This is a genomic window from Streptomyces sp. LX-29 (assembly GCF_029541745.1).
GTDB lineage: Bacteria > Actinomycetota > Actinomycetes > Streptomycetales > Streptomycetaceae > Streptomyces.
In genome coordinates this window covers 2731746-2754187 of the sequence record NZ_CP089746.1, presented here as the reverse complement: position 1 = coordinate 2754187, position 22442 = coordinate 2731746, and the positions used below count along the sequence as shown (strand labels likewise).

Here is a 22442-nt window from a genome sequence, read left to right as displayed (position 1 = left end):
CGGGGCCCGCCGGGCACGGCCGGAGGCGCCGCCGCCGGAGGTGTCCGCCCGGTCGTGGCCATGGGGCGTGCGGGAGTCGTCGGTCCGGCGGCGGCCGGTGCCCCGGCCTCGGCGGCGGGCGCCGGGGACCGGAAGCGGCTCGGTCGGGGTGTCGGGCGACTCGTCCGGCCGCGCCTCGGCCCGCTGCGGGGAGCGGGACGGCCGTCGGCGGGAGGGCCGGCCCGGATCCGCCGGAGCCGGCTCGCCGGGCACCCCGGAGGAGCCCGGGGCGCGCCGCGCGGCGTCGTCGGGCCGGCCCGGGTGCTCCTCGGGCCGCTCGCCCCGCGTCTCCGGGGAGCCGGAGCCGGAGCCGGGCCCCGAGCCGGGAACGGGCCCGGACCCCGAACCGGGCCCGGCCCCGGCCGCGGAACCGAGGGCTTCGCGCGGGCCCGACTCGCGGCCGGTGTCCCACCCGTGCTCCGACCGGTGGTCGGAAGTCCCGCCCCCGGTCGCGTCCTGAAGAACCGTCACCTCTACGGCGCGGTCCCGCCGGCCGTCGCCCCCGGCGTCCGTGCCGGGACACGGGGGGACCTCGCCGGCCGCCCGGCCCGTGCCCGCGCGCGACACACCGCGGCCCGGCGCCGTCGTGGGGCGCTGGGCCGTGCGGGGGCCGGGCGCCTCGGCCTGCGGACGCTGCCGCCGCCGCTCCGCCGGGTTCGGGACGTCCGAAGCCGCGGCAGGTGGGGCGGCCTGCCGTTCGTCGGGGGAGATCGGGTGCTCCGTCACGCGTGGGTTTCCATCCGTCCGGGGCCGCGCGCCCTGCTCGCTCGGGCGCACCGTGTCAGGCACGGCGTCGGCAGTGCAGGAAGAGCTGGATCTCGGGCGGTACATCCGTACTGGCCGGGGCGTACGCGTGGGATTCCTCCCCGGTGACCTCGAACCCCGCATCGCGCACGACCTGCCGCAGTTCATCCCGCAGGTAACCCGATACCCGGATCGTGTGCCCCAGGAACGGTATCGAGAAGTCGTCCACGTCCGCCTCGACCATGGAAAGCCCCAGCAGGCCCCCGGGTCTCAGCAGGGCGTGCAGCGTCCGCAGCGCGTGCGGAATCTCCGCGCGTGGAAGCATCAGCAGCGAGAAGAAGGCCGTGATGCCGTCGAAGGTGCCCAGGTCACGCGAGCCGCGCGGGCCGAAGCGGCCGCCCGGCCGCAGATCCGCGAGGTCCACCAGATGGAAGGCGGCCGCAGGAACGTTCTCCCGGGCCAGCCTGAGCATGCCGGGGGAGAAGTCGACGCCGACCACCTCGTGCCCCGCGTCGACCAGCTGACGGGCCGTGGGCAGACCGGTGCCACAGCCGACGTCCAGCACCCGAGAGCCGGCGGGGAGGGACGAGGCGAGCCAGTGACCGGTGTGGAGCTGGCCCTCCTTGTGCGGGAACGCCACGTCATACCGGTCGCCGATGGCGTCGAACGCCTCCGCCTGGCCGGTACGGTCCAGCGCTAACCGGTCGAAGCCCGCGTAACCTTCCCCCACGCCGTCGTAGCCGCCGTCACCGCTCACGACTCCGCCCCTCCTGTGACCATGCGCCGAGTGCCGCCGATGTGGCGGTGCGTCAAATCTTCCGCGTCACCCGCCGTTCGCGCGGCTGCATCCGGAACATTCGATGCGTCAATTTCCGCTTTTCGCATTCTCTGTTTCCGCCGTCGCCGGCGCAGTCTTCCGGACGACGATCCTACGTTTGAAACACAGGGGTACAGCAAGCGGTTCGTGGCGCCTCATGACCCGAGCGGCGTCGGGGCGCGGTCCCAGTCGGCCGGGAGCGCCGGGACGGTCCAGGACGGGTCCGGCCGCCAGTCCTCCCAGCCCTCCCGGAACGGCGCGCCCCAGGACGAGATGCGTTCGACGGCGGCCCGGCCCGCGGCCCGTACCCGCGCCGCCTGCTCGGCGGCCATCAGCCCGGCCCGCTGCGCCTGCGCGAACTCGTCTTCGTCCTTCCATTCCCAGCTGCGGTCCGGGTAGACCGCGATGTCCAGGAAGTGGTCCTCGGAGTCCACGCCCCCGCTCCAGCGGTGGCGCGGCTCCTCCAGGTTCACGTACCAGTTCTTGAAGCGCCAGTCGTGGTCCCAGAACAGCCACACCGACCACGGCTCGTCGGGCCGGGCCAGCTTGAGCACCCCGGTGCCGAACCAGGTCGACCGCGCGGTGGTGCGCGGCTTGGTGTAGCGGGTGGGCAGCGGCTCGCGGTGCACCGAGGTGCCGTCCGCCAGCCGCGGCCGGACGCAGGCGGTGCCCGGCGCCAGCCAGACCGCCAGCAGCTCCGGGCTGTCCTGGACGACGGTGACGGGACGGCAGATGTGGATGCGGTCGGTGGCGTTCCCGCGGTAGCGCCACAGGATGTGATCCCCCGGTGCCCAAGGGGCGGTGCCGCCTGCCGTGCCCGTGGTCTCCACCGTGTCCGCTGTCATGCGCAGATCTTAGGGGGGTCGCGGTTTCGGTGCCGTGACGTAAGCCGCAGCGGTCGGTGAAGCCCGTCGGTACGGGCCGGCGGGGGCAGCGGCCAGGGACCCGGTCCCGGGGCGCGCGAACACCCCCGGGACCGGGTCCGACGTGGCCTACGGCCGGGTCATCCGCAGCACGTCCAGCGCCTCGTCGAGCTGCTCCAGCGTCAGTGCTCCGCGCTCGACATAGCCCGATTCGATGACCACCTCGCGGATGGTCTTGCGCTCCGCCAGCGACCTCTTGGCGACCTTGGCGGCCTCCTCGTAGCCGATGTAGCGGTTGAGCGGGGTGACCACGGAGGGCGAGGACTCCGCGTACTCCCGGGCGCGGTCGACGTTGGCGGTGATCCCGTCGACGGTGCGGTCGGCCAGCAGCCGGGCGGCGTTGGCCAGCAGCCGCACCGACTCCAGCAGGTTCTTGGCGATGACCGGCAGCATCACGTTCAGCTCGAAGTTGCCGGCGGCGCCGGCGGTGGCCACGGTGGCGTCGTTGCCGACGACCTGGGCGGCGACCATCAGGACCGCCTCCGGGATGACCGGGTTGACCTTCCCCGGCATGATCGAGGAGCCGGGCTGCAGATCGGGCAGGTTGATCTCGGCGAGTCCGGTGCGCGGACCCGAGGCCATCCAGCGCAGATCGTTGGAGATCTTGGTGAGGCCGACCGCGATGGTGCGCAGCTGGCCGGAGGTCTCCACCAGGCCGTCCCGCGCCCCCTGCGCCTCGAAGTGGTCGCGGGCCTCGGTCAGCGGCAGCCCGGTGGCGCGGGCCACCTCGGCGATGACCGCGGCCGAGAAGCCCGGCGGGGTGTTGATGCCGGTGCCGACGGCGGTGCCGCCCAGCGGCAGTTCGGCGAGCCGGGGCAGCGAGGCGCGCAGCCGCTCCACCCCGTACCGCACCTGCGCCGCGTAGCCGCCGAACTCCTGACCCAGGGTCACCGGGGTGGCGTCCATGAGATGGGTGCGCCCCGCCTTGACCACGTCCGTGAACTCCGCCGCCTTCCGCTCCAGCGCCGCGCCCAGGTGGTCCAGCGCCGGGATCAGATCGCCGATGACGGCGGCGGTGGCGGCGATGTGGATGGAAGACGGAAACACGTCATTGGACGACTGGCTCGCGTTCACATGGTCGTTGGGGTGGACCGACCGGCCCAGCCGCTCGCCGGCGAGGGTGGCGAGCACCTCGTTGGTGTTCATGTTCGAGGAGGTGCCGGAGCCGGTCTGGAAGACGTCCACCGGGAAGTGGTCGTCCCAGCGGCCCTCGGCCACCTCGACCGCCGCGTCGGCGATGGCCTCGGCGATGTCCTTGTCCAGCACGCCCAGTTCGGCGTTGACCCGCGCGGCGGCCCCCTTGATCCGGGCCAGCGCCGCGATGTGCGCCCGCTCCAGCCGCTCCCCGCTGACCGGGAAGTTCTCCACCGCACGCTGCGTCTGGGCACGCCACTTGGCGTGGGCGGGCACCCGCACCTCACCCATCGAGTCGCGCTCGACGCGGTGCGCCCCGCCCGAGCTGTCCCGCTCGCCGATCGTGCCGTTCTCGCCGCCCGCTGCGGTCATCGTCGACCCACCTCCTGTAGAGCACCTGTGAAGTCCAGCGTTTGTCCGGTTCCCGGTGTTCCCAAATTGCACTACTGGCTGGTTAATACCGCCACGACACCCACCCCACGGGAGGCGCAATGACGCGCACAGCCCATGCGAGCCATCCCATCCACCCGAGACGCCGCGCCCGGACCCGGCGCGGCCTGCTGGCGGCGCTCACCGCCCTCGCCGCCGCGCTCGGCGGGATGGCCGCCATCACCCCCGCCGGCGCCGCCACCCCCACCACGGTCCCCGCCGCGGGGCCCGCCCCCGCCGCGACCACCCCGCTCTCCCCGGAGCTGGAGAAGATCCGTGCCGCCGAGGCGGTCAGGCTCTACGGCGACCCCGCCGAGCGGCCGCTGAGCCAGCGCAAGTCGGCGCTGATCTCGCTGGGCGACAGCGAGATATCCGGCGAGGGCGTCGGCACCTACGAGCCGGGCACCAACGGCCCCGACAACTGGTGTCACCGCTCGCCCGACGCCGCCATCCACCGCACCGGCATCCCGGCCGACGTCACCTACAACGTGGCCTGCTCGGGCGCGTACACCGGCAACATCAGGATCGGCGGCAGCAAGCAGTACGCCGACGAACAGGTGCAGAGCGACAGCCTGGCGATCAAGGCCCGCAACACCCGGATCAAGATGGTGCTGCTGGTCGCCGGGGCCAACGACGACCTGCAGTTCGGACCGGTCATGACGGACTGTGTGGTGCGCTGGTTCACCCTCCAGGGCACCTGCGAGCCCAAGTACGACCCCGGCTGGCGGGCCCGCGTCGACGCCCTGGTGCCCAAGGTCGAGGCGACCGTGCGGGACCTGCGCACCGTGATGCGCGACGCCGGGTACGCCGACGGCGACTACCGCCTAGTGGTCATGGGCTATCCCAGCCCGGTGGGACCCGACGTCGAGGACAACCCGAACTACCCGGGCAAGCTGCCGGGCGGCTGCACCGGCTACACCTCGGACTCCGCCTGGGGCCGCAACACCGCGGTGCCGCTGTTCGAGCGCGGCATGCGTCAGGTCGCCCAGCGCACCGGCGCGGTCTACCTCGACAACTCGCGGCTCTTCCACGGCCATGAGGTGTGCATGGAGGAGACCTGGGCCCGCGGGCTGTACATCGACCTGACCAACCCCTTCCCGCCGGACTCCAACTCGGTCCGCCAGTCCTTCCACCCCAACTTCCGGGGCCACGGCGCCTTCGCGTCCTGCCTGACCCAGCTGTACGCGTCCGGGTGGCGCGAGGCGAGCTGCGCCGACGTGGCCTCCGGCAACAAGCCGGTGCTCTTCCAGGGCGCCTGGGACGACGTCTACCGCCCGCTGAAGAACGCCGCCACCGGCTCCTGCGTCGACGCCTCCGCGGCGAGCAGCGCCAACGGCGCCAAGGTCGTCGGCTGGGACTGCCACGGCGGCCGCAACCAGGAGTGGTGGCACGACGCCAAGCGCGGCTCGCTGCACAGCGCGCTCACCCAGGACCGCTGCGTGGACGTCCCGGACAGCAGGTACACGGCGGGCGCCGCGCTCGTCCTGTGGAACTGCCACGGCGGCGCCAACCAGACGTTCACCCGGACCGCCGGAACCCTCCGTCCGACGGCCGCGCCCGACCTGTGCCTGACCCTGGCCGGACCGAAGGATCCGGTACGGCTCCAGAATTGCGACGGCGGGGCGGCGCAGCGCTTCGCGTAGCCGCCGCTCGTACCGCCACGGCTGGTCCCGCCCCCGGCCGCCACGGTCGGGGGCGGAACCACGCTCGGCGCGGCCCCGCGGATCAGGCCGGGTTCCACCAGCGTCGGCCGGTGCGGCGGAGGGTGTCCTCGTCCGTCGTACGGGCGTGGGCGCGCAGCAGGGCCAGGATCGCGTCGAAGGCGGGGGAGACCGGCCGGGACGCCGGCCAGGCGAGCAGGGCCGCGCACGGGGACAGGTCGGTGACGGGAACGAAGCGGACCCCGGGCCTGGGCATGAGGGCGAGGCTGCTCTCGGTGATGAGGCGGGTGCCATGCCCGAGGCTGCAGAGCGAGACGCAGTCCTCCAGGGTGGTCGCCGTGTGGTCGGTGTACCGCACCGGGGTGCCGTCCGGGCGTGGATCGGCGGCCCAGAACGCGCGGTACTCCCGCGGCACCTGCGGGGAGAAGCCGATGACGGGCAGGTCGGCGAGGTCCGCGAGGGTCACCGACGCGCGCCCCGCCAGCGGATGGGCGTCGGGGAGGCAGGCGAACCGCGCGTCGCTGCCCAGCCGCAGCGTCTCGAACTCCGCGGGCATGGGGCCGTAGCAGATGACCGCGTCGACCTCTCCGTCCAGCGGCGCCCTCACCTGCTCGATGTTGTCGACGGCACGCCACTCGACCTCCGGGCCCGGGAGGTCTTTACGGAGCTCGTCGAGCAGGATGCGCAGGGCGGGCAGGGCCGATATGTAGGAGCCGATCACCACCCGGTCCGACGGCGGGCGCGCCAGCTCCTCCGCGGCGCGGCGCAGGTCCTCGACGGCGTCGACGGCGGCCCGCATGTGGGGCAGCAGCGCCTCCCCCGCCCGCGTCAACCGCACCTGCCGGGTGGACCGCTCCACGAGGGTCACTCCCAGGTGGCCCTCGAGGGCGCGGATCTGCCGGCTGAACGCGGGCTGACTGATGAACACCCGCTTGGCCGCCCGGCCGAAGTGCAACTCCTCCGCCAGCACCAGCAGCAGCCGTAACTGATGCGCGCTCGGTTCATTCGTCACGATTCCCCCCTGTCTGGACGGCCAGCCGTCCACCCCCATGCAGGGGAGGTTATCAATCGCGTCTCCGTTCACATCAATGAGCCCTTCCGAATGGGTTTCCGAATGGGCCAGGATGCGTGGTGGCGCTCCTGAATCGGGGCGCAGCACACACATTCTTTTATTTCCTGTCGAGGGGAAACCGTGTCTCAGGTGAAAAGAAATGTCGCCGCCGTGGGGATGACCGCGGCCCTGCTCTTCGGTGCCGGAATCGCGACGGCGGGCGCGGCGAGCGCCGCACCCGCCGCGCCGTCGGCGTCGACGATCGCCCTGAAGAGTTGGCACTACGCGGGCTACTACGCGTCCCAGTCGAAGTGCGTCGCGGACGGCCACACCGCCGGCGTGCCGTGGGACTGCAAGAAGAACAAGTACAGCGGTTACTCGCTTTATCTGTACTACTGAGCGTGCGTGAAAAGCAGGGGGAGAGATGGGCAACACACAAACGGGGGAAAGAACGGCCGTGAGGCGCCGCCACGTCCGCGACGCGGTCCGGCGCGCCGCGCTGGCGGCCGGTTCCTGCACCGTTCTCGTCATGGGGATGGTTCTGGGTGGAGCGGGTACCGCCGAGGCCGATTCCTGTGGCTGCGGTATGCCGAGCCGGTCGTTCACCGTCAAGACCGTCGGCGTCAACAGCTGGTGGACCGCGCAGTTCGACACCGCGCGTTCAAACTGGCACACCAGCGGCGCCGGCGCGAAGATACGACGCACCACCGACTCGCCCAACAAGTTCACGGCGGGCAGTTATGAGAACGAGGGCTGGCTCGCGCTGTACACGTCGAAAAACAGCGGGTCCCGGCGGCATTTCACGATCAAGGCCAACTCCTATCAGCTCGCCCGAAAGTCGGGCACGCATATGCGGGAGTGGAGTCGCAGCACCGCCACCCATGAGCTGGGGCACGCGCTGAATCTCAAGGACAACCCGCGTACGAGAAAAGCGTCCTTGATGAAGCACGGCCGTGACCGGGTGAGAATTCAGAAGCCGCAGCCTTACGACGTGGCCGAGGTGAAGAGGATGTACGGGTGAGCGCGCGGCGGAACGTCCTCGGCGGCGGAGCGGTGGCGCTGCTCCTGGCAGTCACCGCAGCCGTCTACTCGACATCGGGCGACGACGCGCCGAAGGCGACGGACACGGTGACCTACGAGGCCGACTACCCGGCCTACCGGTCGCTCGGCGAGGCCGTCGACGAGGCCGACGCGATCGTCACCGGGAAGGTCGTGCGCTCTCGGGTGGAGAAGTCGTGGCCGAAGGTCTCGACCTCGGGTGATCCGATGACCAACCCGCAGGCGGGACTGTCGGAGGAGGAGGCGCGCCAGGTGGAACCGGTGATCGTCACCGTCTCCACCGTCCGGGTCTCCAAGGTCGTCTCCGGGGACGTCAGGGTAGGGGACACCATCGAGGTCAGTCAGCTGGGAGGTGCGATCAAGGAGACCACCTACCGGGAGATCAACACCACCACCCTGGCGAAGGACGGTACCGAGTACGCGCTGCTGCTCTCCGCGCACCGCGACGCTCCATACGGCCTGATCAACCCGGAACAGGGGCTCTACACCGTCGAGTCCAAGGGGCGGATCCGCGCCGTCTCCAGCGAGGGGCTCACCGGCGTGGACACCGTCGACGACCTGAGGCGCGAGGTCGGAAAGCGGTAGCGGGGCCGTGGCGTCGGCTTCCCCCTGGACGGGCGGGTGGGCCCGTCCAGAGGGGGCCGGTGACCGGGGAGAGGCCCCGGTGCGGGGCGGTCAGCCGCCCGGGCGGACCGGGATGCTGGTCACCAACGGCTGGGCGGGGCCGGGGTCGGTGAAGAAGTCGTTGCCCTTGTCGTCGACGACGATGAAGGCGGGGAAGTCCTCGACCTCGATCTTCCAGACAGCCTCCATGCCCAGCTCGGCGTACTCCAGGACCTCCACCTTCTTGATGCAGTCCTGGGCCAGCCGGGCCGCCGGGCCGCCGATCGAGCCGAGGTAGAAGCCGCCGTGCGCGGCGCAGGCGTCGGTGACCTGCTTGCTGCGGTTGCCCTTGGCGAGCATGATCTTGGAGCCGCCGGCGGCCTGGAACTGCTCGACGTAGGAGTCCATCCGGCCGGCGGTGGTCGGGCCGAAGGAGCCGGAGGCGTACCCCTCGGGGGTCTTGGCCGGGCCGGCGTAGTAGACCGGGTGGTCGCGCAGGTACGTGGGCATCTCCTCGCCCGCGTCCAGTCGCTCCTTGATCTTCGCGTGCGCGATGTCCCGGGCCACGACCAGCGTGCCGGTCAGCGAGAGCCGGGTCTTGACCGGGTGCCTGGTCAGCTCGGAGAGGATCTCGTCCATCGGCTGGTTGAGGTCGATGGCGACCGCGTCCAGATCCGCGCCCGCGCCCTTCGTCAGCTCCTCGTCCGTGGTGTCCGGGAGGTACTTCGCCGGGTCGGTCTCCAGCTGCTCCAGGAAGACGCCCTCGGCGGTGATCTTCGCCACCGCCTGGCGGTCGGCCGAGCAGGAGACGGCGATCGCCACCGGGCAGGACGCGCCGTGCCGCGGCAGGCGCACCACGCGCACGTCGTGGCAGAAGTACTTGCCGCCGAACTGCGCGCCGATGCCGATCTTCTGGGTGAGCTCGAAGACCTTCTCCTCCAGCTCCTTGTCCCGGAAGCCGTTGCCCAGCGGCGAGCCCTCGGTGGGCAGCTCGTCGAGGTAGTGCGCGGAGGCGTACTTCGCGGTCTTCAGCGCGTACTCGGCGGAGGTGCCGCCGACGACGATCGCCAGGTGGTACGGCGGGCAGGCGGCGGTGCCCAGCGAGCGGATCTTCTGCTCCAGGAACTTCATCATGCTCGCCTCGTTGAGCACGGCCTTCGTCTCCTGGAAGAGGAAGGACTTGTTGGCGGAGCCACCGCCCTTGGCCATGAAGAGGAACTTGTAGGCGCCGCCGTCGGTGGCGTACAGCTCGATCTGCGCCGGCAGGTTGGAGCCGGTGTTCTTCTCCTCCCACATGGTCAGCGGGGCCATCTGGGAGTAGCGGAGGTTGAGCTTGGTGTACGCGTCGTAGACGCCGCGCGAGAGGGCTTCCTCGTCGCCACCCTCGGTGAGCACGTTCTGTCCGCGCTTGCCCATGACGATCGCGGTGCCGGTGTCCTGGCACATCGGCAGCACCCCGGCCGCCGCGATGTTCGCGTTCTTCAGCAGGTCCAGCGCCACGAACTTGTCGTTCGGGGAGGCCTCGGGGTCGTCCAGGATGCGGCGCAGCTGGGCGAGGTGGGCGGGGCGCAGATAGTGCGAGATGTCGTGCATGGCCTCGGCGGCCAGTCGGCGCAGCGCCTCCGGCTCGACCTTGAGGAAGGTGCGTCCGTCGGCCTCGAACGTGCGCACGCCCTCGGACGTCACCAGCCGGTAGGGCGTGGTGTCCTCGCCCAGGGGCAGCAGATCGGTATACGCGAACTCTGGCATCGCGGCCATTCCTCACTCGACAGACGGCTACGCGCTGGCACCTTCGACAACGCGTCCACCAGCGTAGAACGCGCGCCGGCGGTGGAGCTTGTGAGGTAAGGCTCAGTTGGTCCGGTCCCGCCGCCCCCGCGCAATGGGCTAACGCGATCTATCGCGTGTCGCTACGCTGGCCGCGTGGACGACAAGCAGCCGGTGCCCCTGACGAAGCCCGACGCCGCCGCGCCCCTCGCGGAGGCCGACCTCCGTGTCTCCGACGCCGACCGCGACCGCGTCGCCGACATCCTCCGCGAGGCGCTCGCCGAGGGCCGGCTGGACGCCGAGGAGCACGCCGAGCGGCTCGACGCCACCTACCGGGCCAAGACCCGGGGCGAGCTGGAACCGCTGGTCGGGGATCTCCCCCCGAGGGCGGGTACGGCCGTCCCGCGCGCCGCCCACGCCCCGCGGCCGCCCTCGCACTCCCCCACCGCCGCCGACAACCTGGTCGCCGTCTTCGGCGCCGCGGTGCGCAAGGGGCGGTGGCGGGTGAGGCGTCGCACCAACGCGTTCGCGTTGTTCGGCGGCGTGGAGATCGATCTGACCGAGGCGGTCTTCGAGCAGCAGGAGATCGTCATCAACGCGACCGCGGTCTTCGGTGGCGTGGAGATCAGGATCCCGGAGAACGTCTCCCTCCGTGGCACCGGAACCGGCGTCTTCGGCGGCTTCGACGTCCAGACCATCGAGTCCCCGGACCCCTCCGCGCCGGTCATCGTCGTCACCGGCTTCGCCCTCTTCGGCGGGGTCGAGACCCGCCCCGTCCCGGGCCGGCGGCTGAAGAACCTCCGCGCGTGACCGGGAGGGGTCCGCGCCGAGAGGCGAGAGGAAGCGGAGCCCGTTTGGCAACCCCGCCTCGGCGTAACACCTGACGCGCATGGGGTGTGAGGGGTGGCCGTGAACAGCTGCGGTCACATGAAAGACAACGGTGTGCATAAGCACGCGCACAGCGGGTAAGGCTTGGTGCGTCGTCTCTCGTACGGCTGATGGGGGTGCACAGGGGGCCGTACCTCGTGAGACGGGCAAGGGTGACCACCGGAGCCGTCGTCAGGAGTAGACCGTGCTGCAACCGCATCAGCCCCTGCAGGACGCCGCACTGCCCCCGCAGCGCATCCCCGCTCGGGACCAGGCCGGCCCCTGGCACTCAGAGGCGGTGTGCCGCCGGGACGAAGCCGGGCTCTTCTTCGCTCCCTCGAAGGAGCCAACCGCCGCCCGGCTGTCGCGGGAAGAAGCCGCGAAGCGCGTATGTGCCCGTTGCCCGGTCATGGTCGAGTGCCGGGAGCACGCACTGCTGCAGCCCGAGCCGTACGGGGTGTGGGGCGGGTTGACCGCGGCGGAGCGCCGCGTCGTCCTGGCCCGCCGCCGCCGGCGCGAGGCGGAGTTGCAGCGCGCGGTGCGGATCGCCGCCGCCGGGTGACCGAGCCGAAGAGGCATCGGGCCGGGTCCCGCCCCTGACCGCGGGACCCGGCCCGACGTGTTTTCGGCAACGCCCCGCGCTTATGGCACCCCGCCCCGCCGGCGGCGGGCCGCCACGCCTGTGATGCGCCGCGACCGGCGCGGGTCCGGGTCTGTCCCGCTCTATCCCGCCGCGAGGGCGAGCGCCGCGACGGCGAGCGCCCCGACGGCGGAGTCCGGCGGCGTCGAACGACCACAGGGGTTCGACGGCCGCCGGAGCGCCGCTCGTACGGCGCCGGGTCTCCCGTAGCGCCGTCGGCCGGCGCCCGCGGTCAGCGCGCGCGCTCGAAGTCGACCGACGAGTAGGCGCGCAGCTTGGACAGCCGGTGCGTGGAGTCGATCTGCCGGATGGTGCCGGACTTGGAGCGCATGACCAGCGACTGCGTGGTGGCGGTCTCCGAGCGGTAGCGCACCCCGCGCAGCAGCTCGCCGTCGGTGATGCCGGTGGCGACGAAGAAGACGTTGTCGCCGCGGACCAGGTCGTCGGTGGACAGCACCCGGTCCAGGTCGTGGCCCGCGTCCAGGGCGCGCTGCCGCTCGGCGTCGTCCTTGGGCCACAGCCGGCCCTGGATGGTGCCGCCCAGGCACTTGATCGCGCAGGCCGCGATGATGCCCTCGGGGGTGCCCCCGATGCCCATCAGCAGGTCCACGCCCGTGCCCTCGCGGGCCGCCATGATCGCGCCGGCCACGTCGCCGTCCGAGATGAACTTGATGCGGGCGCCGGTCTCCCGGATCTCCTTGACGATGCCCTCGTGGCGGGGGCGGTCCAGGATGACGACGGTGACGTCCTCGGGGCTGGAGTTCTTCGCCTTGGCGACGCGGCGGATGTTCACGTCCACCGGCGCGGTGATGTCGACGAACTCGGCGGCCTCGGGGCCGGTGACGAGCTTGTCCATGTAGAAGACCGCGGACGGGTCGAACATCGAGCCGCGCTCGGCGACGGCCATCACGGAGACGGCGTTGGCCATGCCCTTGGCGGTGAGGGTGGTGCCGTCGACCGGGTCCACGGCCACATCGCACTCGGGGCCGGTCCCGTCGCCCACGCGCTCGCCGTTGTAGAGCATGGGGGCGTTGTCCTTCTCGCCCTCGCCGATCACCACGACGCCGTTCATGGAGACGGTGTGGATCAGGGCGCGCATGGCCTTGACGGCGGCGCCGTCGGCGCCGTTCTTGTCGCCGCGCCCCACCCAGCGCCCGGAGGCCATGGCGCCGGCCTCGGTCACCCGCACCAGCTCGAGAGCGAGGTTGCGGTCGGGAGCCTCGGGGCTGACTTCGAGCTGGGACGGAAGATGGTGCTCGGACATCGGAGCGCACCTTTCTGTACGGCGACGGCCGGTGAGGGTGCTCATGACTTTATCCGTTGATTGCGAATGTGAGCAGAGCGCCCCACGCATGAGCAGTGTTAACGCTCCGGGAAGGCCGAGGTCAGAGCGGGGGCGGGGGGTGTCGTCCGGCTCCGACCCGGTATGGGGGACGATAGGCGGATGGCAGGTATGCGTGGCAAGCAGTCGGTGCGGAACATGGTGCTCTCGTTGTCGGTGAGCAGCCTGGCGGCGGCGGGCATCTACGTCTTCGGCGTCCCGCACGACGAGAACAACGACCCGATCAAGACGGTCGACTACGAGGTGGACCTGAAGACGGTCCGACGCGCGGCGTCCTACCCGGTGGCGGCCCCGAAGGACGGCGCCCTGCCCAAGGGCTGGCGGGCCACCTCGGTGCGCTACACCCCGCAGAGCGACGTCGGCGCCGTCTGGCACCTGGGCTTCCTCGACCCGGACCGCGAGTACGTCGCGATCGAGCAGAGCGACGGCCGCCCGGGGCCGTTCGTCGACGAGGTCACGCAGTCCGCCCGCAAGACCGAGAAGACCGAGAAGATCGCCGGGGAGACCTGGCAGCGCTACGAGGGGCCGAAGTACGACGCGCTGGTGCGCGAGGGCAAGGGCGTGACCACGGTGGTCACCGGCACGGCGTCGTTCGCCCAGCTCACGAAGATGGCCGCCGCGCTGGACGCCCGTAAGGGCTGAGCGCGGCGGCCGTCGGGCCCCACGGGGGGATGGGGGCCCGGGATGACCCCGCCGGGGGGAGCGGGGTCGCTCGGGGTGCTCAGACGGTGGTGACGACCTGGTCGTACGCCAGCCGCGGGGAGCGCGGGTGCCAGGCGTTCTCGCCCGGCTTGCCGATGTTGACGACCATCAGCGGGGTGTGGTCGTCGTCCAGGAACTCCTTCCGCACCCCCTCGGCGTCGAAGCCGGTCATCGGGCCGGCGGCGAGACCGGCCGCGCGGATGCCGAGGATGAAGTAGCCGGCCTGGAGCGAGGCGTTGAGCCCGGCGGCCCGCTCACGGGCGGCGCGCTCGGTGAAGAAGACGTCCTTGGCCTGCGGGAAGTGCGGGAAGAGCTCCGGGAGCTCGTGGTGGAACTCGTTGTCCGCGGCCAGGATGGCCACCAGCGGCGCGGTCCGGGTCTTGGCCTGGTTGCCCTCGGCCATGTGCCCGACGAGGCGCTCACGGGCCTCGGCGGAGCGGACCAGCACGATGCGCAGCGGCGTCTGGTTGAAGGCGGTGGGGCCGTACTTCACCAGGTCGTAGACCGCCTGCATCTGCTCCTCGGTCACCGGCTCGTCGGTGAACGTGTTGGCGGTGCGGGCCTCGCGGAAGAGCAGGTCCTGGGCGGCGGCGTCGAGGGTGAGGGACATGGGGCGCTCCCGGGGGTGTGGTTGAACGTAGAACCACTATGGCTCGCCATGTATTAACTTTCAACTAAATCGACGGCTGGGTGGGCAACCTCACAGCTCCTCGCCGTCTCGTCGGCCCTGCCTGGGCTGAGTGGTCGGGGGCTCACCCCTCGACTCGTACGCGGGCCCCGGCTTCTCGCCCCGCGCGACCGGGTTCGGGTCTACCGGGTTCCGTTCGGGCGCTCCGTACGGTGTGCGGTGGCTCCCGGCCCGCCCGGCGGCTACTCCTCGCAGCCCTCGCGGTCCACTTCGCCGTCCCCCTCGGCGGCGTGCTGTCCCGCCAGCGCCGCGTCCAGTCGCGCCCGAGCGCCGTCCAGCCAGCGCCGGCAGACGCGCGCCAGCTCCTCGCCGCGCTCCCACAGGGCGAGCGACTCCTCCAGCGTGGTCCCGCCCGCCTCCAGTCGGCGCACGACCTCGACCAGCTCGTCCCGTGCCTGCTCGTATCCGAGAGCGGACTCGCCCGCCATCTCGTCCGTTGTCGCCATGCGCCCCACCCTATGCGGGGTCGCGGTCCGCGACGCGGACCGTGAACTCACCCTCGGCGACGCGCGCGCGCAGCGCCTCCTCGGCGGTCACCTCGTCCGCCGCACGGACCACCGAACCGTCGGCGTGCTGGAGCACCGCGTAGCCGCGGCGCAGGGTGGCGGCGGGGGAGAGCGCCACCACGCGGGCGTGGGTGTGCGCCAGCTCCGAGTCGGCGCGGTCCAGGAGGTGGCCCAGGGTGCGGCGGCCGCGGTCGAGCAACGCCGCCACCTGCTCCGCGCGCTCGTCCACCATCCGGTGCGGGCGCTGTATCGACGGCCGGGCCAGCGCCGCCGACAGGCCCCGCTCCTCGCGGTCCAGGAAGCCGGTGACCGAGCGCAGCGCGCGCTCGCGAAGCTGCTGGATCCGGGACAGCTCCTCGCCCACGTCCGGCACGACCTTCTTCGCCGCGTCCGTCGGCGTGGACGCCCGCAGGTCCGCGACCAGGTCGAGCAGCGGCGAGTCCGGCTCATGCCCGATCGCGGACACCACCGGCGTACGGCAGGCGGCCACCGTCCGCACCAACTGCTCGTCGGAGAACGGCAGCAGGTCCTCCACGCTGCCGCCGCCCCGCGCCACGACGATCACGTCGACCTCCGGGTGGGCGTCCAGCTCGCGGACCGCCTCCACCACCCGGGGCACCGCGTGCACGCCCTGCACGGGGACGTTGCGCACCTCGAACCGCACGGCGGGCCAGCGCAGTCGGGCGTTCTCCAGCACGTCCCGCTCGGCGGCCGAGGCACGGCCGCAGACCAGCCCGACCAGCTGCGGCAGGAAGGGCAGCGGGCGCTTGCGCTCGGCGTCGAAGAGCCCCTCCGCCGCCAGCGACTTCTTCAGCTGCTCCAGCCGCGCCAGCAGCTCGCCCACCCCGACCGGCCGGATCTCCGCCGCCCGCAGCGACAGCTGCCCGCGCGGGGCGTACCACTCCGGCTTGGCGTGCACCACGACGCGGGCGCCCTCGGAGACCACGTCCGCGACCCGGTCGAAGACCGAGCGGAAACAGGTCACCGAGAGGGAGATGTCATAGCTGGGGTCGCGCAGCGTCAGGAACACCACCCCGGCGCCGGGACGCCGGGAAAGCTGCGTGATCTGCCCCTCGACCCACACCGCGCCGAGGCGGTCGATCCAGCCGCCGATCAGACGGGAGACCTCGCCTACGGGGATGGGGGTGTCGGAGGAGGTGTGCACGGCCATGCGGCTGAGCGTAGCCCGCGCGGCGGTGGACCCGGGCGGCTTCCCGGCTTCCTGCCGGTCGGGACCGCCGGGGCCGCCGGGGCTGCCGGGCCGTGGGTCCGGGCGGTGGTTCCCGGGCCACCGGGGCCATCAGGGCCGCCGTGGCCGCCAGACCGTCGGGTCAGGGCCGCCGGGGCCGCCGGGCGTGGGTCCCGGGCCGTGGGTCCCGGGCCGTGGGGGCCCGGGACGTCCGGACAGCCGTGGGCGCCAGGCAGGTGGGGCCCCAGGGTCACCGGGGGCCCAGGGTCGCCAGCCCGGTGGGGGCGGGGCCACCGTGGTCACCATGGCCGCCAGCGGGCCGGGACCGCCAGATCGTCGGGCCGTGGCCCAGACCGTCGGGCCGTGGCCCAGACCGTCGGGTCGGGGCCGCCAGACCGCCGGGCACATCGGGCCGTCGGGGCCGATGGCTCACCCCGTCGTGCCCCGCCGGAACTCCGCCAGGAGCACCACCAGGCCCACCGCCAGCCACACCGCGCCCACCGCCTGCGCCACCCCCGACGCCTCGACCATGACCGCCACGGTCACCCCCATGCCCAGCAGCGGCACCACCACATGGCGCACCACGTGCGGGTGGTCGGCGTGGCGGCGGACCCAGAACCAGCCGATCACGGAGGCGTGCAGCAGGGTGAAGGCGGACAGCGCGCCGATGGCGACGATGGACACCAGCCGTACCAGGCCCTCGTCGCTCCGGGCGGCCCAGACCGCCGCCACGAGCGTGACCAGCGCCGCCACCACCAGGGCCCGCGCCGGCACCCCGCTGCGCCCGCCGACCTCGGCCAGGACGGGCGGCAGCCGCCGGTCGCGGCCCATCGCGAACAGCAGCCGGCCGGCCGCCGCCTGCCCCGCCAGCGCGGCGAACGCGGCGCCCACCGCCTTGCTGAAGGCCACCAGGTCGTGCAGCCAGGACCCCACCGCGGCGTCGACCGTGTCGTAGAAGGCGGAGCCCTGCCGCGCCGGCTCCGCGGCCAGCTCGGCGGCGGACATCGGCGCGAGCAGGGCGGCCAGATAGGTCTGGACGACGAAGAGCAGGCCCGCCACCACCAGGCAGGTCAGCACGGCCCGCGCCACCCATGCGGTGCTGGTGGTCTCCTCCGCGAAGGAGGCGATCGCGTCGAAGCCGAGGTAGGAGAGGACCGCGACCGAGACCGCGGCGAGCACCGCGGAGGCGGAGAACGGGCCCTGGCCGGTGAAGGGGGACACCCAGTCGCGGCGCGCGCCGTGCGCGGCCAGCTGCACCACGGCGGCCGAGACGAAGACGATCAGCACCGCGATCTCCATGGCGAGCACCAGGAGGCCGGCGAGCGCGGCGGCCCGCACCCCCCACAGGTTCAGCCCGGTGGTGATCACCACGGCGATGGCGGTCCACACCCAGCGGTCCACCGCCGGCACCAGCGCCTCCATCGCGATCCCGGAGAAGAGATACGCGACGGCCGGGATCAGCAGGTAGTCCAGCAGCGCCATCCAGCCGGCGACGAAGCCCGCGCTCTCGCCGAGCCCGAGCCGGGCGTAGGTGAACACCGATCCGGCGACCGGCGCGACCCGCACCATCTGGGCGTACGAGTAGGCGGTGAAGGCCATCGCCACCGTCGCGACGACGTACACCAGCGCCACCGCGCCGTGCGACGTCGCGTCGAGCGTGCCGAACACGCCGACGGGGGCCATGGGGGCGATGAAGAGCAGGCCGTAGACGACCAGATCGCGGAAGCGGAGGACGCGCCGCAGGGTGCCGTCCGCCTCAGCCGCCATCCCGCCCGCCTCCCAGCGTCGTCGTGCGGCCTCAGTCTGGGCCACCGGCGTGCGCTTCGGAGGCTGCGCCACGGCCTTACGATGGAGCACATGACTGCAACGCCCTCCCGCCGGGTCCTGCTCGCCGCCCCCCGTGGCTACTGCGCGGGCGTGGACCGCGCCGTGATCGCCGTCGAGAAGGCCCTGGAGCAGTACGGCGCGCCGATCTATGTGCGCCACGAGATCGTCCACAACAAGTACGTGGTCAAGACCCTGGAGAAGAAGGGCGCCATCTTCGTCGACGAGACGGAGGAGGTGCCCCCGGGCAATATCGTGATCTTCTCGGCGCACGGTGTGGCGCCGGTCGTGCACGAGGAGGCCCAGCGCGGCAAGCTGGCGACGATCGACGCGACCTGCCCGCTGGTCACCAAGGTCCACAAGGAGGCCGTGCGCTTCGCGAACGATGACTTCGACATCCTCCTCATCGGTCACGAGGGCCACGAGGAGGTCATCGGCACCAGCGGCGAGGCGCCGGACCACATCCAGCTGGTCGACGGCCCCAAGGACGTGGCGAACGTCGAGGTCCGCGACGCCTCCCGGGTGGTGTGGCTCTCCCAGACCACGCTGTCCGTCGACGAGACGATGGAGACGGTCGACGCGCTCAAGGAGCGCTTCCCGCAGCTCGTCAGTCCGCCCAGCGACGACATCTGCTACGCCACGCAGAACCGCCAGACCGCGGTGAAGCAGATGGGCGCGGAGGCCGATCTGGTGATCGTCGTCGGCTCCAAGAACTCCTCCAACTCCGTCCGGCTGGTCGAGGTCGCCCTCGGCGCCGGCGCGCGCGACGCGCACCTGGTGGACTTCGCCGAGGAGATCGACGAGGCGTGGCTGGAGGGCGTGCGGACGGTCGGCGTCACCTCGGGCGCCTCCGTCCCGGAGATCCTGGTCGAGGGTGTCCTGGAGTGGCTGGCCCAGCGCGGCTACGACGACGTGGAGACGGTCACGGCGGCGAAGGAGTCGATCACCTTCTCGCTGCCGAAGGAGCTGCGGCGCGACCTGCGCGCGGAGGCGGCGGCAGCGGTCGAGGAGTGACGCCGGCGTTCGGGTGACGCCGCCGGTCGTCTTCGGACGACGACGCGTTCGGGTGACGCCGGCAGCCATGTGGGGCGCGCCGCGCACCCGCGCCCGGTGTCCCGCCATGCGCCCGCGCCGGGTGTCCCGCCAGGTGTCCCGATCCCACCGCCGAGGGGGTGAGCGGCCCCGAACGGCCCTAGCCTGAAGTTCATGAACGTATTCGGCGTGGACATCGGCGGTTCGGGCATCAAGGGCGCTCCGGTGGACCTGGCGCGCGGAGACCTCTCGGACGACCGGTTCAAGGTGCTCACCCCGCACCCGGCGACCCCGGAGTCGGTCGTGGAGTCGGTGCGCGAGGTGGCGGACCACTTCGGCTGGCGCGGCCGGCCGGTCGGGGTGACGTTCCCCGGCGTGGTGACCGACGGCACGACGCGTACGGCGGCCAACGTCGACAACGGCTGGATCGGTGTGGACGCGGCCGGGATGCTGAGCGAAGAGCTGAGGTCGCCGGTCACGGTGGTCAACGACGCGGACGCGGCCGGTATCGCGGAGATGACCTTCGGCGCGGGACGCGGCCGTCGGGGCACGGTCATCCTGCTGACCTTCGGCACCGGCATCGGCAGCGCGGTCTTCACGGACGGCCGGCTGGTGCCCAACACCGAACTGGGCCATCTGGAGCTGGACGGGATGGACGCCGAGAAGCGCGCCTCGACCAGGGCCAAGGAGGACCACGACCTCAGCTGGCACCACTGGGCGCGGCGGGTGGAGCGCTACCTCGCGCATGTGGAGATGCTCTTCTCGCCGGAGCTGTTCGTGATCGGCGGCGGGGTCAGCCGCAAGGCGGAGAAGTTCCTGCCGCTGATCGGACACGTCAGGGCCGAGATCGTCCCTGCCCAGCTGCAGAACAACGCGGGGATCGTCGGAGCCGCGATGGCCGCTGCGGGGAAGGCGGGATCGCCGGCCGCGGAGACGGGCGCCCGCCCGACCTCGTCCGCCGCCGCCTCCGACTGACCCGGGCCACCTGGCGTACGAGGACGATCAGCGCGGTGAGCAGGGTGCCCGCGTAGAGCCAGCCGGCGTGCAGCGACAGCGAGGTGAACACGCCCACCGCCTGGCCGCCGAGCCCGTCACCGCCGTCGTTGATCGGCACCAGGCCGGCGGCGAAGGCGATGGGCATCCCGACCGGCGCGGTGACCAGGTCCAGCGGGCGCACCCACAGCCCGCAGCCGACGCAGGTCAGGACGTAGGCGACCCCGTAGACGGCGGACGAGCCGGAGAACAGCAGCACGTCGAGACCGCCGATGGTGACCATGGTCAGCACGGCGAGCAGCCCGGCCCCGAACCCGGTGAGCCGCGGCCGGGGCAGCCGTCGGAGCCGGATCGCGAGGGCCGCGACGGGGGATGCCGCTGCGGCGGCGGGGCGGGACGGCGGGGGGCGCCGGCCGGCCGGGCGTCGAGGCGCGCCGGTCCCGGCGGCCGCCGTACGCCCCCGTGCTCCCGGCCCTGGCCCCGGTCCGGCGCCGGTCCTGGGCCGCCCGGGCCGGGGGATGGGCCGCTGCGGGCGCCTCCTGTAGTCCTCCACTCGACCAACGTAGGCGGGGGGACGGGCGGAATCTGTCCCCAGACACGCGGTTTGAGCCACCTTGGGCTCAGCGTTTGACGCCGGACGGGAGGGTCGGCTAGAGCGCGGCCGTGGTGAGCGCGCCGGTGCGGGGTGGGGCCGCGGGGCGGCCCCGTAGACTGGTGGACCGGCCTGCACGGGCCTTCATATCCGCTCTTATCCGCTACGGGAAGTCGCCACGTGTCGCTCACGATCGGAATCGTCGGTCTGCCGAATGTCGGCAAGTCGACCCTGTTCAACGCCCTGACCAAGAACGACGTGCTGGCGGCCAACTACCCGTTCGCCACCATCGAGCCCAACGTGGGCGTCGTCGGCGTCCCCGACACCCGCCTGGGCAAGCTGGCCGAGATCTTCAGCTCCCAGCGGGTGCTGCCGGCCACCGTCGACTTCGTCGACATCGCGGGTATCGTGCGCGGCGCCAGCGAGGGCGAGGGCCTGGGCAACAAGTTCCTGGCGAACATCCGCGAGTCCGACGCGATCTGCCAGGTCATCCGGGCCTTCAAGGACGAGAACGTCGTCCACGTCGACGGCAAGGTGTCGCCCAAGGACGACATCGAGACCATCAACACCGAGCTGATCCTCGCCGACCTCCAGACCATCGAGAAGGTGCTGCCGCGCCTGGTCAAGGAGTCCCGGATCAAGAAGGACGTCGCCCCGAAGGTCAAGGCCGTCGAGGAGGCGAAGGAGATCCTGGAGAAGGGCGAGACCCTCTTCGGGCACGGGATCGTCCAGGGCAGCGAGCGCGCGGAGCTCCTCCACGACCTGCACCTGCTCACCACCAAGCCGTTCCTCTACGTCTTCAACGTCGACGAGGACGAGCTGACCGACGACGCCTTCAAGGACGAGCAGCGCGCCCTGGTCGCCCCGGCCGAGGCCATCTTCCTCAACGCCAAGCTGGAGGCCGACCTCGCCGAGCTCGACGAGGAGGACGCCATGGAGCTCCTCCAGTCCGTCGGCGCCGAGGAACCGGGCCTGGCCACCCTCGCCCGCGTCGGCTTCGACACCCTGGGCCTCCAGACCTACCTGACCGCCGGCCCCAAGGAAGCCCGCGCCTGGACCATCAAGAAGGGCGCCACCGCCCCCGAGGCCGCCGGTGTCATCCACACCGACTTCCAGAAGGGCTTCATCAAGGCCGAGGTCATCTCCTTCGCCGACCTGGTCGACACCGGCTCCGTCGCCGACGCCCGCGCGGCGGGCAAGGCGCGCATGGAGGGCAAGGAGTACGTGATGCAGGACGGGGACGTGGTGGAGTTCCGCTTCAACGTGTGACGGGCGACATAGTACGACTTCGCTGATCTGGCAAACATGCAGGTCAGAGGGGGTCTGTTCCTTCGGGATCAGGCCCCCTTTTCGTTCCCGTGCTGACTTGGTGCTGACCTGGAAGCACCCCCTCATCACCCCTCGCAAGCCCCGCCGTGCTGACTTGGTGCTGACTTCGCAGGAAGCGGCCCGCTGCTGACTTCCCGAGACGGGTGTCGGGTGCGGCGCCGACTTCAGCGGGGCTTCCGATGCCGGCCTGTGCCCGGCGCCAGCGGCTGTCGCGCTGGGCCCAGTGCAGCCGAGGGCGGCTGTTGGGTGGGCTCGGGGTACAGGATGCGCCTCGCCTCGGCAAGGCTGGCCGCGAAGGCATACGGCTCCCAGGAGTAGCCGTTCCATCGCTCGATGGCGCGCGGTGCGTCTGGGTTCAGGTGTGAGCCCCTGGGGCCGTCACCGGTGACGATCGGCACAGCGCGAAGCCGGCCGATCTTCGCGTTGCGGCGCTCCGCCCATTCCTCCAGTGGCTCGTCGTCCATCCTGCCGTTCCTTACGTCGGTGGTGGCTCCCTCGGGAGGGTAGCGGC

General features: G+C 72.1%; 21 protein-coding genes and 1 pseudogene. 10 read left to right on the top strand and 12 right to left on the bottom strand.

Annotated elements, in window-relative coordinates; genetic code table 11:
* Positions 1-820: 820 nt before the first annotated feature.
* From LRS74_RS11690 to LRS74_RS11680, 3 genes are all read right to left on the bottom strand, one after another.
* Positions 821-1540: a class I SAM-dependent methyltransferase gene (locus LRS74_RS11690; protein ID WP_277740952.1), complete on the bottom strand. Its 720-nt coding sequence runs from the start codon at positions 1538-1540 to the stop codon at positions 821-823.
* A gap of 215 nt (positions 1541-1755) precedes the next feature.
* Positions 1756-2445: a DUF402 domain-containing protein gene (locus tag LRS74_RS11685; RefSeq protein ID WP_277740951.1), complete on the bottom strand. Its 690-nt coding sequence runs from the start codon at positions 2443-2445 to the stop codon at positions 1756-1758.
* 147 nt (positions 2446-2592) lie between these two features.
* On the bottom strand, positions 2593-4029 hold the full coding sequence (locus LRS74_RS11680) for a class II fumarate hydratase (RefSeq protein WP_277740950.1): 1437 nt from the start codon (positions 4027-4029) through the stop codon (positions 2593-2595).
* Between the two features lie 119 nt (positions 4030-4148).
* Here LRS74_RS11680 and LRS74_RS11675 point away from each other — a divergent pair, with 119 nt between their 5' ends.
* A complete protein-coding gene (locus LRS74_RS11675; protein ID WP_277740949.1) occupies positions 4149-5729 on the top strand; it encodes a ricin-type beta-trefoil lectin domain protein in 1581 nt (526 codons plus the stop codon).
* 82 nt (positions 5730-5811) lie between these two features.
* Here the strand turns inward: LRS74_RS11675 and LRS74_RS11670 are convergent, their stop codons facing one another.
* Positions 5812-6759 (bottom strand): LysR substrate-binding domain-containing protein, encoded by a 948-nt coding sequence (locus LRS74_RS11670; protein WP_277740948.1) that lies wholly within the window; start codon positions 6757-6759, stop codon positions 5812-5814.
* Positions 6760-6948: 189 nt separating this feature from the next.
* On the opposite strand from LRS74_RS11670, the gene LRS74_RS11665 reads away from it, so the two are divergent.
* From LRS74_RS11665 to LRS74_RS11655, 3 genes are read left to right on the top strand one after another with little or no spacing between them, the layout of a single operon-like run.
* On the top strand, positions 6949-7197 hold the full coding sequence (locus LRS74_RS11665) for a hypothetical protein (RefSeq protein WP_277740947.1): 249 nt from the start codon (positions 6949-6951) through the stop codon (positions 7195-7197).
* Positions 7198-7222: 25 nt separating this feature from the next.
* On the top strand, positions 7223-7819 hold the full coding sequence (locus LRS74_RS11660) for a hypothetical protein (protein ID WP_277740946.1): 597 nt from the start codon (positions 7223-7225) through the stop codon (positions 7817-7819).
* On the top strand, positions 7816-8442 hold the full coding sequence (locus LRS74_RS11655; protein ID WP_277740945.1) for a hypothetical protein: 627 nt from the start codon (positions 7816-7818) through the stop codon (positions 8440-8442). Before LRS74_RS11660 ends, LRS74_RS11655 begins: the two co-directional genes overlap by 4 nt.
* 90 nt (positions 8443-8532) lie before the next feature.
* On the opposite strand, the gene LRS74_RS11650 is transcribed toward LRS74_RS11655, so the two are convergent.
* Complete coding sequence (locus LRS74_RS11650; RefSeq protein WP_277740944.1) at positions 8533-10209, bottom strand: fumarate hydratase; 1677 nt, start codon at positions 10207-10209, stop codon at positions 8533-8535.
* A 192-nt stretch (positions 10210-10401) separates the two neighbouring features.
* Between LRS74_RS11650 and LRS74_RS11645 the strand changes: the two genes are divergently transcribed.
* Both LRS74_RS11645 and LRS74_RS11640 read left to right on the top strand, forming a co-directional pair.
* Positions 10402-11037, top strand: a complete 636-nt coding sequence (locus LRS74_RS11645; RefSeq protein WP_277744709.1) for a DUF1707 domain-containing protein — start codon at positions 10402-10404, stop codon at positions 11035-11037.
* A 262-nt stretch (positions 11038-11299) separates the two neighbouring features.
* Positions 11300-11656, top strand: coding sequence for a WhiB family transcriptional regulator (locus tag LRS74_RS11640; RefSeq protein WP_144381297.1), 357 nt, complete (start codon positions 11300-11302; stop codon positions 11654-11656).
* A 310-nt stretch (positions 11657-11966) separates the two neighbouring features.
* Here the strand turns inward: LRS74_RS11640 and glpX are convergent, their stop codons facing one another.
* The gene (glpX, locus tag LRS74_RS11635) at positions 11967-12998 is read right to left on the bottom strand and encodes a class II fructose-bisphosphatase (RefSeq protein WP_144381298.1); all 1032 of its coding nucleotides are present in this window, start codon (positions 12996-12998) and stop codon (positions 11967-11969) included.
* Between the two features lie 180 nt (positions 12999-13178).
* Here glpX and LRS74_RS11630 point away from each other — a divergent pair, with 180 nt between their 5' ends.
* On the top strand, positions 13179-13718 hold the full coding sequence (locus LRS74_RS11630) for a DUF4245 domain-containing protein (protein ID WP_277740943.1): 540 nt from the start codon (positions 13179-13181) through the stop codon (positions 13716-13718).
* Between the two features lie 79 nt (positions 13719-13797).
* Here LRS74_RS11630 and LRS74_RS11625 read toward each other — a convergent pair whose 3' ends face one another.
* From LRS74_RS11625 to LRS74_RS11610, 4 genes are all read right to left on the bottom strand, one after another.
* Positions 13798-14388, bottom strand: coding sequence for a malonic semialdehyde reductase (locus tag LRS74_RS11625; RefSeq protein ID WP_277740942.1), 591 nt, complete (start codon positions 14386-14388; stop codon positions 13798-13800).
* A 260-nt stretch (positions 14389-14648) separates the two neighbouring features.
* Positions 14649-14912: an exodeoxyribonuclease VII small subunit gene (locus LRS74_RS11620; RefSeq protein ID WP_277740941.1), complete on the bottom strand. Its 264-nt coding sequence runs from the start codon at positions 14910-14912 to the stop codon at positions 14649-14651.
* 10 nt (positions 14913-14922) lie between these two features.
* Positions 14923-16143 carry an exodeoxyribonuclease VII large subunit gene (xseA, locus tag LRS74_RS11615; RefSeq protein ID WP_277740940.1) on the bottom strand — a complete coding sequence of 407 codons (1221 nt, stop codon included), beginning with the start codon at positions 16141-16143 and terminating at the stop codon, positions 14923-14925.
* Positions 16144-16590: 447 nt separating this feature from the next.
* Entirely contained in the window at positions 16591-17928 is a 1338-nt protein-coding gene (locus tag LRS74_RS11610; protein WP_277744708.1) for an APC family permease, read from the bottom strand.
* Positions 17929-18009: 81 nt separating this feature from the next.
* Here LRS74_RS11610 and LRS74_RS11605 point away from each other — a divergent pair, with 81 nt between their 5' ends.
* Together LRS74_RS11605 and ppgK are read left to right on the top strand one after the other, a co-directional pair.
* Positions 18010-18999: a 4-hydroxy-3-methylbut-2-enyl diphosphate reductase gene (locus LRS74_RS11605; protein ID WP_277740939.1), complete on the top strand. Its 990-nt coding sequence runs from the start codon at positions 18010-18012 to the stop codon at positions 18997-18999.
* 192 nt (positions 19000-19191) lie between these two features.
* Positions 19192-19992 (top strand): polyphosphate--glucose phosphotransferase, encoded by an 801-nt coding sequence (gene ppgK / locus LRS74_RS11600; RefSeq protein ID WP_277740938.1) that lies wholly within the window; start codon positions 19192-19194, stop codon positions 19990-19992.
* A gap of 64 nt (positions 19993-20056) precedes the next feature.
* Here the strand turns inward: ppgK and LRS74_RS33610 are convergent.
* Positions 20057-20293: pseudogene (locus tag LRS74_RS33610) on the bottom strand (DUF6542 domain-containing protein); the annotation flags it as partial.
* 489 nt (positions 20294-20782) lie between these two features.
* Between LRS74_RS33610 and ychF the strand changes: the two are divergent.
* Complete coding sequence (gene ychF, locus LRS74_RS11595) at positions 20783-21871, top strand: redox-regulated ATPase YchF (protein WP_277740937.1); 1089 nt, start codon at positions 20783-20785, stop codon at positions 21869-21871.
* A 224-nt stretch (positions 21872-22095) separates the two neighbouring features.
* Here ychF and LRS74_RS11590 read toward each other — a convergent pair whose 3' ends face one another.
* Positions 22096-22395 carry a DUF6087 family protein gene (locus LRS74_RS11590; protein ID WP_277740936.1) on the bottom strand — a complete coding sequence of 100 codons (300 nt, stop codon included), beginning with the start codon at positions 22393-22395 and terminating at the stop codon, positions 22096-22098.
* Between the last annotated feature and the right edge of the window lie 47 nt (positions 22396-22442).

What these genes read in the sequence shown, in the direction of transcription:
- LRS74_RS11680 (WP_277740950.1), bottom strand. Translation starts at nt 4,029, where the DNA reads ATGACCGCAGCGGGCGGCGAGAACGGCACGATCGGCGAGCGGGACAGC.
- LRS74_RS11660 (WP_277740946.1), top strand. Translation starts at nt 7,223, where the DNA reads ATGGGCAACACACAAACGGGGGAAAGAACGGCCGTGAGGCGCCGCCAC.
- LRS74_RS11610 (WP_277744708.1), bottom strand. Translation starts at nt 17,928, where the DNA reads ATGGCGGCTGAGGCGGACGGCACCCTGCGGCGCGTCCTCCGCTTCCGC.
- LRS74_RS11630 (WP_277740943.1), top strand. Translation starts at nt 13,179, where the DNA reads ATGGCAGGTATGCGTGGCAAGCAGTCGGTGCGGAACATGGTGCTCTCG.
- xseA (WP_277740940.1), bottom strand. Translation starts at nt 16,143, where the DNA reads ATGGCCGTGCACACCTCCTCCGACACCCCCATCCCCGTAGGCGAGGTC.
- LRS74_RS11625 (WP_277740942.1), bottom strand. Translation starts at nt 14,388, where the DNA reads ATGTCCCTCACCCTCGACGCCGCCGCCCAGGACCTGCTCTTCCGCGAG.
- ppgK (WP_277740938.1), top strand. Translation starts at nt 19,192, where the DNA reads ATGAACGTATTCGGCGTGGACATCGGCGGTTCGGGCATCAAGGGCGCT.
- LRS74_RS11620 (WP_277740941.1), bottom strand. Translation starts at nt 14,912, where the DNA reads ATGGCGACAACGGACGAGATGGCGGGCGAGTCCGCTCTCGGATACGAG.
- LRS74_RS11675 (WP_277740949.1), top strand. Translation starts at nt 4,149, where the DNA reads ATGACGCGCACAGCCCATGCGAGCCATCCCATCCACCCGAGACGCCGC.
- LRS74_RS11650 (WP_277740944.1), bottom strand. Translation starts at nt 10,209, where the DNA reads ATGCCAGAGTTCGCGTATACCGATCTGCTGCCCCTGGGCGAGGACACC.
- glpX (WP_144381298.1), bottom strand. Translation starts at nt 12,998, where the DNA reads ATGTCCGAGCACCATCTTCCGTCCCAGCTCGAAGTCAGCCCCGAGGCT.
- LRS74_RS11590 (WP_277740936.1), bottom strand. Translation starts at nt 22,395, where the DNA reads ATGGACGACGAGCCACTGGAGGAATGGGCGGAGCGCCGCAACGCGAAG.
- LRS74_RS11605 (WP_277740939.1), top strand. Translation starts at nt 18,010, where the DNA reads ATGGAGCACATGACTGCAACGCCCTCCCGCCGGGTCCTGCTCGCCGCC.
- LRS74_RS11685 (WP_277740951.1), bottom strand. Translation starts at nt 2,445, where the DNA reads ATGACAGCGGACACGGTGGAGACCACGGGCACGGCAGGCGGCACCGCC.